Here is a 14,784-nt window from a genome sequence, read left to right as displayed (position 1 = left end):
CAGTCTCTGCCTGAGATGCAATCGGGAATCACGCCGACGTCAAGGGTTCAGCCGTAGCGATGTTCGCTGCGAGCTGTCCTGCCCCCTGAACGCATACGAAGAGCCATGCGGCAGCCACTTGGGTTCACCATGACTATTGGTTCATATGCGTCAGTCATCGGACAAGTCTCGGGCCTCAGCCACCGTCAGGGAAACTTTGGAAAACCCAGGCTATCCTCGCGAGAATGGAGCTGTAAAGCAAGGTCGACACTGGGTTGACGGCAGGGGTGTTTCACAGTTTGTCACGGGCGTGTCATGCGACGGCAAGAACTGGTCCGGCGACATCTCCGGATGTCGCTCGACAAGGCGCTTTGGACTAAGTTGCCTGCATGGGGTTTGGTCGGTGGTATCGACTCTTCCTTGTGCCCGATGACGCCTCTGCCGCAGCCAATCTTGATCTGAGCAGCTTCCTCAAGGCGATTCCGGATGCGCGAAAGTGGCGAGGGGTGCCACCCATTCCCGGGAGAAGGCAAGCACCGTTCGGGTTCGACCATTCCGACTGACAATCAAGGCAGATGGTGAACTCCAAGCAAGGCCAACCCCCGGCTTACATTTCACAGCAGCCCGGCCCAGACCGGGAGCGAAGGCCTCCGCAACGGGCGAGAGGCATCGTCAAACGGGCCTGCTTCAGGCAATCGGGAATGGGAAGCCACGAGGCCATCCCGTTTCAGCCGGCTCCAGGACTGCAGCAAAAGAAGAAGTCGGTGAACTGGAGATGCGGGCGGGGAACTGGTCGGGCGACACCAGGTTCTTTAGAATAAACTGGTTGGCGACATTACTGCCGTGCAGGAACTGAATCCAGCGCGACTGGCGATCAAGCACGCAGGGCACACCGAGCTTCAAAACATTCTGGTGAGGAAAAGAGTAAATATTTTCGCCGCTATACTGGTGACAATAAAGGCTAATAAATGGGGAATTTGGGATGTACGCTTTCTGCGCAAATGCGCCATCAGTGATATGACCCAGGCACGAAATAACGAGTCCCCCGGCCTGCCCCCTTTTCTCAAGCTGAATTGTGGCCGTGTTGACACAATCAAGATAATTGGACGAGACCAGGTCGTCAGAGTCAAGCCTGGAAATCACCAAAGGGGAGCCGTCATGCTCGCGAAGATCGAGTCGAGTGCTGGCAAGGCGGAAGCCAGGATCGGCCTCAAATACAGGCTTGACTCGAGGATCGGAAATGCCAAGATGCTTTTCCCACAGCCACTGATCCGTGGCATCCATCAAGACGTACAATCGAAAGTCCTGGCAAGTCTGTCTAAGCAACGAGCGGTACAGAGTGCGCTTAAACAACACGCTTCTCCAGGCGAACCAGGACGCCCGCCTTTCTTCCGAATTCCCAATAACCTTGTCAGTCCAGCCCGGCCTACGTATCGAAAATCGGGTAATCAGGACATTCTTAATGGACATTCTTGAGAGTAGACTACAGCTACTCTAGCGTCGATCAGAGCCTTCTTAAGAGTCGGAAACTGCATTGCTGAACATAATTGTCAGAACAGAGCGCCCAGGCCCAACTGCTGCGGCCTGGCTGTGCTGCAGTTGGAGGATCACCGCCACGTCACGGCAGAGGGTTCGTCCACACCGGGCCCATGTTCGCCTCGGCAGGCTCATGGGGGCCTCCCCGCGGCAGATGGACGCTTCCAGGCGACGACTGGCTCTCGTCGTGCTCTCCGTAGAAGGAGGCCATGCCTCCCGGGCCACGAACCCGCCCTAAAGTAGGGACTCCTGAAAAAGAGCGGCAGCCAAAACCGGTCCTCGAGTGGGCGTGCATGCGCAATAGGGGAGCCCACAAGCCTGGCTATGCGGTGACCGGCAAATCATCCCACTTGGGACATGGACCATTGCAGGCACCGCCGTCCATGGAATTGAGCTTAAAAAGACCCCACAGCCAAGCGAAAAGGAATACAAAAAGAAGGCGCAGCAGCCTCAGGATCTTCTCCGCGCACATCACCAGGAAGCTCATTGAGATTGAACCCTCAGCGCCAGCGGCCAGTCTGGCCATGATCAATTTCAAGGAATATTTGCGCTTGCCTGTGCCAAAAACGCCTTCCACCTCATTGCGTCGGCGCTGATCGGCAAGTAGCTGTTGCCTGTGGGCGGCACTAACTTCTGGATCCTTGGGTGGCCTGCCCAGTCGTTTACCCGACAGCCGGATGCCAGCTCTCGCGCAAAAGTGTCTATTCTTGGCATTGATGTAGATGCGATCCGCGCAGATGCGTTCTGGATAGCAGTCATAGTCTTGTTTGTACTTTTCAGCCTGCGCAATCAGGTCATTACCTTCGTTATAGGCATTCCAGCTGATGCGGTGCAGGAGGGGAAATCCATTCTGAACCGAAACGCTGATCTTGGCCCCAAACTCGACTGCCGCCCTTGCCTTGCCGCGCACAATCGGACGGACCCAGCGTTGGACCAAGCTTACAAGCCGATCAGGGATGCTCCTCGTCTTGCTATGGAGGAGAATAGTCTGCTGACGGAACAGCTCACTACAAGCCAGCAGCTTCTGCCACCAATGCTCCTTGAGAGCTGAAAGGCTTGCTCCAGCTGCGATCAGGGCGTCGATAGATTCTAGACTGCGCTGCAGGTAGCTGAGCTGTTTCCTCATCGCCGCTTTGAGTCTTCTCCATCTCGGTCTTTTCTGCTTAGCAACATTCAGGAAGCAAGCTCGCGCTTTGCCACGGTCATAGCGAGGTCGATGCACGCCAAAGCCAGTACTTTGTTTGCAGAGATCGTCAATTACTTTCTCGGTCGATACCCTTGCTTCATTCAAGAGCTTCAGGTCCGTGGGATAGGTGATGTCAGCCGGCGCCCAGGAGGCGTCAATGCTGAGTGTTCCCCAATTCTTCCCATCCGGCCAGTCAGCGGGTTTGATCAGAGCATCGAGTGAGAGCTGATCGCCGCTGCCCGAGCCATCTCCATTTGAATCTTCATCGTCATGACACTGAGATGCGGCAGCCTCAACCAACATCTCCATGCCTCGCTGAACCACGACCTCATTGATGCGCCTCAGGTCATGGTCTGAGAACCGCTTACGAAAGTGAACCATCATTGATGGATCAAAGGGCACTTTGCTGGAGTATCCAGCAAATCCCAGGAAGAACTGCATGTAGGCGTTCTCCTGGATCTGGAGAACTGTCTCTTCATCGGTGAGACCTAAACGCTGCTTGATGTAGAGCGATCCGAACGCTAGACGCACGGGCTTGGCTGGAGCCCCCAGATTTACACTGAACTGAGGAGCATAAGCCTCCTCCATTTCTTGCCAGGGGATGAGCTCTGCAAGCAACACCCAGCGGTTGCCAGGGTCGAGTGTGCCGCAAAAAGGCACGTGGAAATCTTCGATTGAAAGCAAACCGATATGCTGCTTTCGGTACATGTGCGGCTGTGATCGGTAGCAGCAATCCGCGACTGCCGCATTACTGGCCAGTCTACCGGCTATCCATCGCTGAGACCAGTTGCGGCACAATGGATCTGGCTTTTTCAGGAGTTCCTATGTGGATGCCCGTTACTGCATCACGGGGATGTGACGGCAGGTGGGGTGAAAGTTGCCAATCAGGGTTGGCATGCCTAGGCTGCTTTCCTGGTAACTTTTGGGTGCGCGTGCTATGGGGAGGTTTGCAGAACACGTCTTCATCAGTTATGCCCATAACGACAATATACCGATCGGCAGCGATAAGGGTTGGGTCACCCAGTTCAATGAGGCTCTGCAGGGGTATTTAACCGTACGACTTGGCTACAATTCGGTTGTCTGGTGGGATAAGAAAAGCTTGCAGGGCAACTCAGTCTTGACGCCTGAGATTCGACAAGGCCTCGCCGACTCGGCTCTGATGATCTCGATACTGAGTCCCAGTTACGTTCACTCTGAGTGGTGCGGAAAGGAACTTAGGGAATTCTGTGATCAAGCGGAGAAGACCGGCGGATTGCAGGTTGACGGGAAAAGCAGGGTTCTTAAGGTCGTTAAGTTGCCACCCGACTCCCTTGACGCCATCCCAAATCCGCTACGGGATGTTTTGAATTATCCCTTCTATCAGAAGGGCGAGGATGGCAGTGAATCGATACTGGACCCAGCTTTTGGTGATGAGTTTAAGGAGTCGTTTCTCCTTGCTGTCGGGCGGGTTGCTGCAGATGCCTCTCGACTGATCAAGGTGATCGAGGCAAAGCCAGGTTCTGAGTCCTCAGCACCTCCTGAGCTGGGTCTAAAACCCGTCACTGATCAGGTTGCCCCGATCAAGATATTTCTTGCCAATTGCAGCTCCGACTGTCGCCAGCTGAGGGAACAACTCCAGGCCGATCTCCTGCAGAGTGGATACACAGTTCTCCCGGATCGTCTACTGCCTATTGATTCCGAAGCCGAATACAGGCAGACTGTGCTTGACATGCTTGAGAGTTGCGACATGTCCATCCATTTGGTGGGCAACTCGTATGGCACGGTTCCCGATGGACCGAGCCTGAAGTCGGTCGTTGTCCTCCAGAACGAGATCGCTGCTGAACTCAGTACAAGGAGTAGCTTGCAGCGGGTGATCTGGTTGCCGGCTGACAGGCAGCCTCAGGATGAGCGCCAGCAGATTTTCATCCATCAGCTTGAACATGATGCCACCGCCCAGGTGGGTGCCGACTTGCTAACTGGTGATTTCGAGCAACTCAAAACTGAGGTGCATCGACTGATCAAAGCCAAGGAGAAAGCCCTCAAGGCTCCGCCCGAGCCTGAGCCTGAGCACCGGGAGCCGACAGCACGAGTGGTGTATCTGCTATGCACAGCGGAGGATTTGAAAGGTACTATTCCCCTGCGGAAGTGGTTCAAGCGGCAGGGGGTTGAGGTGGAATTGCCTCCGCTTGAAGGTGGCGCCCAGGTATTGCGAGAAGCCAAGATCGAACGTATTCGCCGCTGTGCCGGCCTGCTGCTCTTTTATGGTGTTGGCGGCCAGCTTTGGTATGATGCCGTTACTTCCGATCTCCGTAAGATCAGTACGTACCGTAAGGACTTGCCGCCTATCCCTTGGTATACCTATCTTGCTGATCCGGATAACCCTTTTAAACAAGATCTGGTTGACACGGGCGATGTACCCAATCTGGTTGATGGGCGCCCGGGTTTCGATGAGAACCAGCTCAACGTCTTCGTTCAGGCCATGGCGGCTGTAGGGAGAGAGCCATGAGTGGCGGAAACAGCTCATCTACCCCAGGCAACCCGTTCCCCGGCCTCAGGCCCTTCGATGAGAAGGATGCGGATCTGTTCTTCGGCCGAGAACATCAGGTTGACAGCATGGTCGACATCCTCGCGAAACGACACTTTCTGGCCGTGGTTGGAACCTCAGGCAGCGGCAAATCATCTCTGGTGAATTGTGGACTGCTGCCTGCCTTGCATCAGGGGCTGATGGCCAGCGCCGGAACCAACTGGCGCATCGTGAAGTTTCGCCCAGGTGATCAGCCGATCAAGGCAATGGCCGATGCTATGGCAAAAGATGGGGTGCTCTTCTCCAACTTCGAGGCGCAAGGCCTGCCACTGGTCGACATCGTTGATACAACGCTGCGGATGAGCACGGTGGGCCTGCTTGACATCGTGGAGCAGGCTTCTCGGAAGGACCCATTCAACCTGCTGGTGGTGGTGGACCAGTTCGAGGAGCTCTTCCGATTCCGCCAGCTCGCCAGCTCTGATCCAACAGCGCTTGTGAAGTTCAGTGAGGAAGTCACCGCTTTCGTGAGCCTGCTGCTGGCGGTGCTGGAGCAGCCGGAGCAACGGATCCACATTGTTCTCACGATGCGCTCCGACTTTCTGGGCGACTGCACCCAGTTTCACGAGTTGGCGGAGGCTATCAACACCTCGCTTTATCTGGTGCCGCGTCTGACGCGAGACGAGCGCCGTGACGCCATCACCAACCCGATCCTGATGCGTGAAGCCACGATTTCTCCGGTTCTGGTAACGCGCCTCGTCAACGATGTGGGTGACAACCCGGACCAACTCTCAATCCTGCAGCATGCGCTCAACCGGACATGGGCCCGCTGGCAGCAGCTGGGTGGAGTAGGCCCGCTTGATCTACCCCATTACGAGGCCATCGGCACCATGGCCGAAGCGCTGGATCGCCACGCCGAGGAGGCCTTCGCCGAACTTGCAGAGCCAGGTCCAGTTGGGGACCACTCTTCTCTGCAAAAACTCTGCCGCAGAACCTTTCAGGCTCTCACTGACAAGGCCAGTGACGGGAGGGGAATCAGACGGCCCACGAAATGGATCACCCTGCGTGGGATTACGAATGCCTCTGGGCCGCAGTTGCTGAAGGTGATTGAGGTGTTCCGCGAGCCCAGTCGTTCCTTCCTGATGCCCCCCGCTGGCACACCAATCGATAATGAGAGCGTGATCGATATTTCACATGAGAGCCTGATGCGGGTGTGGCGGCGGCTCAGCTCCTGGGGTGATGAGGAAGCCCGCTGGGCAGACAACTATCGGCGGCTTGCTGAGGCGGCCGTTCGGCACCGCGAGGGCAGCGAAAGCCTGCTGAGGGATCCTGCACTCCAGATCGCCCTGAACTGGTGGCAAAGCAGTCAGCCAAACGAAGCGTGGGCCTCGCGGTATCACCCCGGTTTCCAGGTTGCCAAGATTTTCCTGGACCGAAGCGCCGAGGCTCGAGCGGAAGAACAGGAATTCGAACAACGTGAACGGGCCCAACGCCGTAAGAGGGAGCGCAATCAACTGATCCGCAACCGTCTGTACGCCATTAGTGCGGTGGCTTTCGCAGTGTTCATGTGGTTTCAATATGACCAGGCAAACAGACAGGTCGCTCGCACGTGGTCGGCGGTAGCGGCGGGTTTGATGAAAGAGCACCAGGTGGATCCCGAATCGAGTATAAAGTTTGCACTTGCAGCCTTGAACAGCCCCCTAGGGACGAACCCGTCGGAATCAGTCAAGTTGATCGTTAATTTGATCAACGCCATCGAGCTCTATGGCGAGCTTTCCCTCAGCGATGGTGAAACGTCCAAAAGCCCATTGTCGATCTGGAGCCTGGCGAATGTTAAGGACAACCAGCTGGTCAGTGCAGGGGAGAAGGGCTCTTTCAGGATTTGGCAGCAACAGAATCTTAGAGTCCGCCCTCGCTTGGTTGATGCAAATCTGGGCGATCCCGTATTTCTCAGGCTGGCCAATGACAACATTATTGTTGCCGGTGTGCTGGCGAAAGACGTTGGAAAACCTGCCACTGACAAGAAAGATGCTGTCCGCGTGCAACTCTGGAACTCTGATCTAACCAGGAAGCTCGCAGACAAGTCGCCCCGGTTAGGTGGCATTAAGTATATCAAACAAATTCCCAGTTACGGAGATCTGGTGATCGCAGACCTTGAGGGCAACCTTGCTCTCTGGAGGCAGGACCTTTCAAGCATCCGTTCCGTGTCAACTAGTGGAGATATCAGAGGCCTTGCCGTTCTGCAACCCCGTGGGGATATTCTTGTCAGCGTCAAAGGGGAAGATGGAAACAGGCTTCAGTTATGGTCTGCTGACCTTCTTGCGAAGATCGAGGATGTTGAGCTCGGGAAAGATTATAAAGATACGATAGACAGCTTGCTCCAACTTGAAAATAGGTTGATTGTGAGTGGTGGGTACGATGGCAGCTTGCAGCTGTGGAGTTCCGGGCTCAGGCGGATTGGCCCAAGAACCGAAGCTCAATCAAGGCAGATTTTAAGTCTGGCTCAACTCGAAAACCTTGAGTTGATCTCGGGTTCCGCAGATGGCACCCTCCGCCGCTGGCTGGTCAGGAAAGATGGTTTGTCTGCTTTGCATCTGCCATTTCCGGCTGATCAGGCAAAGGTTCAGACGCTTCTTGCAGTGAATTCAACCCTGATCAGTGGTGGCTCCAATGGAACCCTGAAACGATGGCAATGGGCAAGGAGCTCGAGTGCCAATCAGCTTTCCGATCCGACAGCAATAGGCTATGAGGTTGTTATGGCATCTCTGAATGATGGTGGCGAGATCTATCGGCTGAGGAGCATGAGTCCTACCGGAAAAGATAAGGAGCTCGAGACTGTTGACGCTGGCAACAAGCAGGGGAGACCCAAAAGAACGTTTCTACTGGGCGCAGGAAGCTCCACCATCTTGAGCCTCCTTCGTCTGAACAACGGAGACCTGGCGACAGGAGACTACTCTGGATCCCTACAGCGGTGGAGATTCAACGGCAAAGACTGGGTCAGGAAGGGTTACGCCTACCAAGAGACGGCCGCGGAGGCCAGTTGTACATCCAAGCCCTGTCCGAATCCCATCTGGAGCATGACACAGCTTCGCAATGGCGACTTAGTGCTGGGAATGCAGGAAGGCCGGATGCGTCGCATCCGCTTCAAAGGTGAGGGCAGGTGGGTCGCGCAAGGTAGGCTCTGCGGGCCGCCTGAGGCCAACAAGGATTTCTCACCAGAGGTACTTGGTTCGTCGATCTTAAGCCTGGTGACTCTCGAAAAAGGGGACTTGGTGAGTGGCAGCAAGTCCGGCACGATCGTTCGCTGGCATCATCCTGACCAGAAGTGGTGCCAATCCCCTTCCATCATTCCAGGTGGCTCAGAGCCAGAGATCTTTTCTATGACCGAGCTTAACGATGGCACGATGCTCAGCTCCACGGGCAGTGGTGGCCTTACCCTCTGGAAATGGGGAAAAAATTCTGCCAATAAAGTGGAGCTTGAGACTATTTACTTGAAGGGCTCAAACTTGATTGCCAATGTTGTGGATCTGCCTGAAACTCAAGAGCTCGTTATTGCCGATTTCCAGGGTAACTACAAGACCTACCCAGGCCAAAAGGAGGCCATCGCTCTAGGCTGCAATGCCATTAAGAAAAAGTTGTACTTTAGCAAGAAAGAGCGCAGCCTTAAGCCGTATGAAGAGAAGGCCGAAAGAGCGTGCGAAAGCCTGTGAAGTAAAAAGTCCGGACCGTCTATAATTGGGGATTGGCGGCGCTTGGATCAGCGCTGACTTGGGTAATAACAGCCATTCTGGTTGCAACACTTAAGTTGTCCATTCTGATCCCGGAAGCAGCGTTCTTGTGCGCTCGACGGGAAGGGGGCGATCAAGAGCAGCAGAGCCAAAGTCAGTCCCCGTGCCAGCAAGGTGGTGGGCATCGCGCGGAACAAGAAAAACCTCGCTCATTTTAAGGACGTTGCGGGAGTGGGGGGGGGCTTGTGTTGCAATCTGTGAACTACGCACAGTTGCACTCATCTGCTGACTTGGTGCGTGTATGCGTCCTGGGAGTGGGATGTCGATGAGTCTTGCCACGACACAACGGTAGCCCTTTCGTTTGCTGCTTTGACTTCAGCTAGGAATCCCTCTGAGGGCAGCCCTGGTCCGGGGTTTTGCTCACGCTGGGGGCACTCAGACGCTACACATAGAGTATTGATATTCATGGAGCACTGTATTAGGTGCCTTTCGGGAGCTGGTTTGTAGTGGCCAGGAGGGGCTTGGCAAGTCCAACTTTTTAAGGGGTGCTCCACTTGTCATGCTTGCAGACCCACTTTTCTGATGCGGAGATGTCAGTAGCTTGAAACTTCTTTTGCTAGCGTAGGTTTCCTGGCTGGCGTTGGCAATGTTTCTTCCGGTGCTTCTGGTTTCCTTCCAGCTGATTTCGGCGGCAAACTCGTCTGGACCTGCTTCTTCAGGCGTTTTGTGGGTGCAGCACACACAAGATGTCCGCTCAAGGCCGAACCTTCAGATCCTTAGCGCCGAGGCGAAAAAACAGAGCGGCGCCCAAGGGAGTTCGGGTAAACCCCCAGTAAAGGATGAACAGGAAGGCCCCGAGAACCCTGCAAATAGACCTCCCCGACAATGCACAAGAGACGACTCATCCAGAGGTTGCAAGCGATAGGTTCCCCAGGCGGGCCCGGTTTCAGAAGGCTAAGCATAGATGACTTACGGCAAATAATCGTGCAAATATTATCAACGCCTTGTATGGGCATAGCCTTCCCCCATATTTGAGAACTCCGCGCAGGGAAGAACTACCCCAAGAAACAGGACCAGGTGGGAGCCACCGCCGCCTTCCCTGACATCCACCTGGCCTCCGGCATCACCGGCCAGGTGATCTATGTGGATGCCGGTTACTGCATCACGGGGATGTGAGCGCTGCTGCGCCTCACGGTGAACGCATCAGGTCCTCCGAGCGCATCGGCATCACCGATCCCATCCAGTCGATCGTGGTGGTGTGCAGGTTGTAGAAGGCGGCCTCCACCTGCAGGCGGCCGCTGCGCATCAGGTCGGTGAGCAGCACGCTGGAGTCGACCAGGTTGCGGGCCGCGTTGAGGGTGTGGTGGCGGGCGGCCTGATCCAGGTCGTGGTGGCCGCCGAGGTTGATCAGCTCCATGCGCAACTGCCCCACCACCTGGGCCAGGCTCGGGGTGAGAGTCAGCGCCGGGTTCAGGGCCGCCTCCACCGCGCCACAGCGTTCATGGCCGAGCACCACGATCACGGGCACACCCAGATGGGCCACGGCGTACTCCAGTGAGGCGATCGCGGCGGTGGTGGAGAGGGTGCCGGCGTTGCGTACCACGAACAGGTCGCCGAAGCCCGTGTCGAACAGCAGCTCCACCGGCACCCGGGAATCGGCGCAGCCCAGCACCGCCGCTGTCGGATGCTGGCCCGATTCCACCTCAAGCATGCGCTCGCGGCTGCTGTGGGGATGGAGCGATTCACCGTCAAGGAAGCGCTGATGGCCCGCTCGCAGTTCGGCGAGCACCGTCTGGGGACAGTTGTTCACGCAGCAGCCGGATCGATCCTGGCGATTGTGGACCTGGTCAGGCGTTTGGCTTCGGCATGATTGGCACACTCCCGCCCAATTGCCCCGTGTCCTTCATTCCGGATCTCGATCCCGGTAGCCCGGGCGGCCGCAGCGGACGTATCCACCGTGTCACCGGTGAAACCGACGTGCGCGTGCGGCTGGACCTCGATGGCCGCGGCCGTTGTCGGGTGAGCACCGGTGTGCCCTTCCTCGATCACATGCTCCACCAGCTTGCCAGCCACGGCCTGCTGGATCTGGAGATCAGCGCCGAGGGGGATACCCATATCGATGATCACCACACCAACGAGGACGTGGGCATTGCCGTGGGACAGGCCCTGGCCCAGGCCCTGGGCAGCCGCAAGGGCATCCAGCGCTTCGGGCACTTCACAGCGCCCCTGGATGAGGCGCTGGTGCAGGTGGTGCTGGATTGCTCCGGCCGCCCCCACCTCAGCTACGGCCTGGTGATCCCGGGCCAGCGCATCGGCACCTACGACACTGAGCTGGTGCGGGAGTTCTTCGTGGCGGTAGTGAACAACTCCGGACTCACGCTCCACATCCGCCAGCTCGACGGCCTCAATTCCCACCACATCGTGGAGGCCTGCTTCAAGGCCTTTGCCCGGGCCCTGCGCCAGGCGATGGAGATCGATCCACGCCGCGCCGGCGAGGTGCCCAGCAGCAAGGGTGTGCTGGAGCAGGCGGGTGCCCCTGGCTGAGGGAAATCGCGTTGTCACACTCCGTTACGTGATGATGGATGTACAACCGCGCCAGTGAGCGATGACCATCGCCCCCAGTCGACCCGAGCCCGGCAACACCGAAGCCACCTCCTCCACGGCGGCCGCGGCCCCTGGTTATGACCGCGCCGACTGGGCCAGTGCCTTCCGCAACGTGGGCACGGAGCTCACGGCCGTCCCGCTGGCAGCCGCCAGCGGCACCATCCCCTCCGAGCTCAGCGGCAGCCTCTACCGCAACGGGCCTGGGCGGCTGGAGCGCGGTGGGCAGTGGGTGCACCATCCCTTCGATGGCGACGGCATGATCACCGCTGTGCGCTTCGAAAGCGGCGCGGCCTGCCTCAGCAACCGTTTCGTGCGCACCGAGGGCTGGCTGGCGGAGGAGAAGGCCGGCAAGGTGCTTTATCGCGGTGTCTTCGGCAGCCAGAAGCCCGGCGGACCGCTGGCCAACGCCTTCGACCTCCGGCTCAAGAACATCGCCAACACCCACGTGGTGCGTCTCGGCGAGAAGCTGCTGGCCCTGTGGGAGGCCAGCTCTCCCCATTCCCTCGACCCCGTCAGCCTTGAAACCGAGGGTGTCGATCTCCTCGATGGTGTGCTCGCGGGCGGTGAGGCCTTCAGCGCCCACCCCCGCTTCGATCCCGGCCACCACGGCCAGGAGCGCATGGTCACCTTCGGGGTCAAGGCAGGCCCCCGCAGCACCATCCGCCTGATGGAGTTCGACGCGAGCTCCGGTGATGGGGCGGGGCAGCTTGTGGCCGATCAGAAACGCAGCTTCAACGGCTTCGCCTTCCTGCACGATTTCGCCATCACCCCGAACTGGGCGGTGTTTCTGCAGAACGCCATGAGCTTCAACCCGCTGGGCTTCGTGCTCGGCTGGAAGGGTGCCGCCCAGTGCCTGGGCTCCAAGCCAGGGGAGAGCGGGCAGTTCTGGTTGATCCCCCGCTCCGGCGAGGGCGAGCCGCTGCAGATCAGCGCTCCTGAAGGCTTCGTGTTCCACCACCTCAATGCCTTCGAGGATCCCACCGCCGGTGCGGCCGGCCAGGTGGTGGTGGATTCGATCTTCTACGACGACTTCCCTTCGATCGGTCCTGGCGTTGATTTCCGCGCCGTCGATTTCGACACCCTGCCGATCGGCCAGCTCAAGCGATGCCGCATCGATCTGGCCAGCGGTGAGGTGAGCACGGAACTGCTGGAGGAGCGCTGCTGCGAGTTCGCCATGGTCAACCCCCGGCGGGTGGGTCTTGAGGCCCGCTACGCCTGGATGGCCGTCACCGAGCAGGAGCGGGGCAATGCCCCCCTGCAGGCCATCGAGAAGCTCGATCTCAGCACCGGCGAGCGCCGGACCTGGAGTGCCGCCCCCCGGGGCTTCGTGAGCGAACCGGTGATGGTGCCGCGCCCGCTACCGGAGGCCGCCACGGCGGATTCCCCCAGCGTTGAGCCCTCCGAAGACGACGGCTGGATCCTCTGCGTGGTCTGGAACGGGGCGCGTTGCGCCAGCGATCTGGTGATCCTCAACGCCGCCGACCTCTCGGAGCAGGCAGTGCTGCCCATGCCGCTGGCCCTGCCCCATGGCCTGCACGGCAGCTGGGCCGCCGCCTGATGAGAACTCCCACCTTTACCTTTCGCCCCCTGAGGCTTCTGGCCCTGCTGGGCGCCCAGCTGCTGACCTGGCTGTTGCTGCTGGGCCACCCCGGTGCTGCCCAGGCCTCCCTGCTGCATTTTTCCGGCACGCAGCCTGCGGATCTCGGTCTGCACGACGGGCGGCTCAGGGACTGCCCCAGCCCAGCCCACTGCGCTCGCCAGGACTGGCCCTTGGCCAACCCCGAAGCGGCTCTCCAGCAGTTGGCGCTGGAGCTTGAGGCCACGCCAGGGGTGCGGATCGAAACCAGGGTTGATTCCCCCCGGCTCAGCTATCTGCATGCCACCGCCGAAAGCCGGCTGTTCGGTTTTGTCGACGATCTGGAACTGGCGCTGGATGGATCCGGCACCAGCCTTCAGGCGCGCTCGGAATCCCGCCTGGGAGATTCCGACCTGGGTGTGAATGCCCGCCGGCTCGATGCGCTCCGCCTGACCCTGGGCCCTGCCTGAGCCTCAGCCCCGCCGGTGGCACCATTGGCGTGGCCACCCACACCAGGCCCTGCGATGACCAGCCCCACCGCCGGGCCCGAGGACAGCCGGCCCAACGACGAACGGCTCGATGCCCTCCGCCAGGAGTTCGAGCACGAGGCCAGCTTCAGCCAGGTGTTTGTGGTGCTCACTGTGGGAGCCACCCTGATCGCCACCCTGGGCCTGCTGGCCAACAGCCCAGGGGTGGTGATCGGCGCCATGGTGGTGGCCCCCTGGATCCTGCCGCTGCAGGCCATGGCGTTCGAGATCCTGCGGGGCCGGCTGCCGATGTTCCTGAGGGCCCTGCGCACCCTGATGCTGGGGGTGGTGATCTGCGTGCTGCTGGCGATGGCGGTGGGCTACCTGGTGGCCCTACCGAGCTTCGGTAGCGAGGTGATGGCACGCACCAGCCCCAACCTGCTGGATCTGGGCGTGGCCCTGGTGGCCGGTGCGGTGGCGATGTACGCCAAGTTGAGAAAAGACGCCATATCAGCCCTGGCTGGTCTGGCGATCGCCGTGGCCCTGGTGCCGCCCATGTGCGTGGTGGGGATCCTGCTGGCCTCCTCCGACTGGGCCCAGGCCTATGGGGCGCTGTTGTTGTTCGCCACCAACCTGCTGGGAATCATGGTGGGGGCGATGGCGTCGCTGGGGACGCTCGAGCGGGTGTACCGGCGCCGCCTGTTCCACAGCCGGCTCGGTCTCACCAGCATCGCCCTCACCGCCCTGCTGGTGATTCCCCTGGGCAGCAGCTTCTTTCGCCTGCTGAACCGCGCCCGGCTGGAAACGAAGGCCCAGCAGCTGGAGGCCGTGATCGAGCAGCGGTTGCGCAGCAGCACGATCACCCTCGGCGGAGATCCTGCCATCGATCTGGTGGGGATCTCCATTGACTGGCAGAAGAACCCACCGCTGATCCGGGCCCGCGTACGGGTGACCGATCCGGAACTGCCCACTCCCAAGCAGGTGGCCGCCGTGCAGGCGTTCATCAATCAGCAGCAGGCGCCCCTGCGCTTCCGGTTGGTGGTGCAACGCACCGCCGTCGACCTGATCGGCCCTGACACCGCGCCCAACCCCCCCGAGCTGGAGGTGCTCCCACCCTCGCCATTGCCGCCATTGCCGCCTTTGCCGCAGGAGGAAGCTGAGGAGACTTAAGGGCCGCCCTACACACTGCCGTCCTGGTGCTGTGGATC

Annotated in this window: 9 protein-coding genes and 1 pseudogene; 7 read left to right on the top strand and 3 right to left on the bottom strand. The window is 59.2% G+C overall.

Annotated elements, in window-relative coordinates; all coding sequences use genetic code 11:
- Positions 1–666: 666 nt before the first annotated feature.
- The gene (locus CJZ82_RS11185) at positions 667–1,449 is read right to left on the bottom strand and encodes a glycosyltransferase (RefSeq protein WP_094555854.1); all 783 of its coding nucleotides are present in this window, start codon (positions 1,447–1,449) and stop codon (positions 667–669) included.
- 388 nt (positions 1,450–1,837) lie between these two features.
- Positions 1,838–3,409, bottom strand: coding sequence for an IS5 family transposase (locus CJZ82_RS11180; RefSeq protein ID WP_094555853.1), 1,572 nt, complete (start codon positions 3,407–3,409; stop codon positions 1,838–1,840).
- A gap of 229 nt (positions 3,410–3,638) precedes the next feature.
- Here CJZ82_RS11180 and CJZ82_RS11175 point away from each other — a divergent pair, with 229 nt between their 5' ends.
- From CJZ82_RS11175 to CJZ82_RS11165, 3 genes and pseudogenes are all read left to right on the top strand, one after another.
- Complete coding sequence (locus tag CJZ82_RS11175; RefSeq protein ID WP_143593641.1) at positions 3,639–5,186, top strand: TIR domain-containing protein; 1,548 nt, start codon at positions 3,639–3,641, stop codon at positions 5,184–5,186.
- On the top strand, positions 5,183–8,911 hold the full coding sequence (locus CJZ82_RS11170; protein WP_094555851.1) for an NACHT and WD repeat domain-containing protein: 3,729 nt from the start codon (positions 5,183–5,185) through the stop codon (positions 8,909–8,911). Before CJZ82_RS11175 ends, CJZ82_RS11170 begins: the two co-directional genes overlap by 4 nt.
- Positions 8,912–9,997: 1,086 nt before the next feature.
- A pseudogene (locus CJZ82_RS11165) lies at positions 9,998–10,105 on the top strand (NADH-specific enoyl-ACP reductase); the annotation flags it as partial.
- Positions 10,106–10,118: 13 nt separating this feature from the next.
- On the opposite strand, the gene CJZ82_RS11160 reads toward CJZ82_RS11165, so the two are convergent.
- On the bottom strand, positions 10,119–10,739 hold the full coding sequence (locus CJZ82_RS11160; RefSeq protein ID WP_094555850.1) for a carbonic anhydrase: 621 nt from the start codon (positions 10,737–10,739) through the stop codon (positions 10,119–10,121).
- 86 nt (positions 10,740–10,825) lie between these two features.
- On the opposite strand from CJZ82_RS11160, the gene hisB reads away from it, so the two are divergent.
- The 4 genes from hisB to CJZ82_RS11140 all read left to right on the top strand — a co-directional run bounded on the left by hisB (position 10,826) and on the right by CJZ82_RS11140 (position 14,746).
- Positions 10,826–11,473, top strand: coding sequence for an imidazoleglycerol-phosphate dehydratase HisB (hisB, locus tag CJZ82_RS11155; protein WP_094555849.1), 648 nt, complete (start codon positions 10,826–10,828; stop codon positions 11,471–11,473).
- A gap of 61 nt (positions 11,474–11,534) precedes the next feature.
- Positions 11,535–13,091: a carotenoid oxygenase family protein gene (locus CJZ82_RS11150; RefSeq protein WP_094555848.1), complete on the top strand. Its 1,557-nt coding sequence runs from the start codon at positions 11,535–11,537 to the stop codon at positions 13,089–13,091.
- On the top strand, positions 13,091–13,579 hold the full coding sequence (locus CJZ82_RS11145) for a DUF1499 domain-containing protein (protein ID WP_094555847.1): 489 nt from the start codon (positions 13,091–13,093) through the stop codon (positions 13,577–13,579). The genes CJZ82_RS11150 and CJZ82_RS11145 overlap by 1 nt, the downstream gene beginning before the upstream one ends.
- Before the next feature lie 54 nt (positions 13,580–13,633).
- On the top strand, positions 13,634–14,746 hold the full coding sequence (locus CJZ82_RS11140) for a TIGR00341 family protein (protein ID WP_094555846.1): 1,113 nt from the start codon (positions 13,634–13,636) through the stop codon (positions 14,744–14,746).
- Positions 14,747–14,784 lie beyond the last annotated feature (38 nt).

The sequence above is a fragment of the Synechococcus sp. 1G10 genome (genome assembly GCF_002252625.1).
Taxonomy (GTDB): domain Bacteria; phylum Cyanobacteriota; class Cyanobacteriia; order PCC-6307; family Cyanobiaceae; genus Regnicoccus_A.
This window is presented reverse-complemented; position numbering and strand designations above follow the sequence as displayed.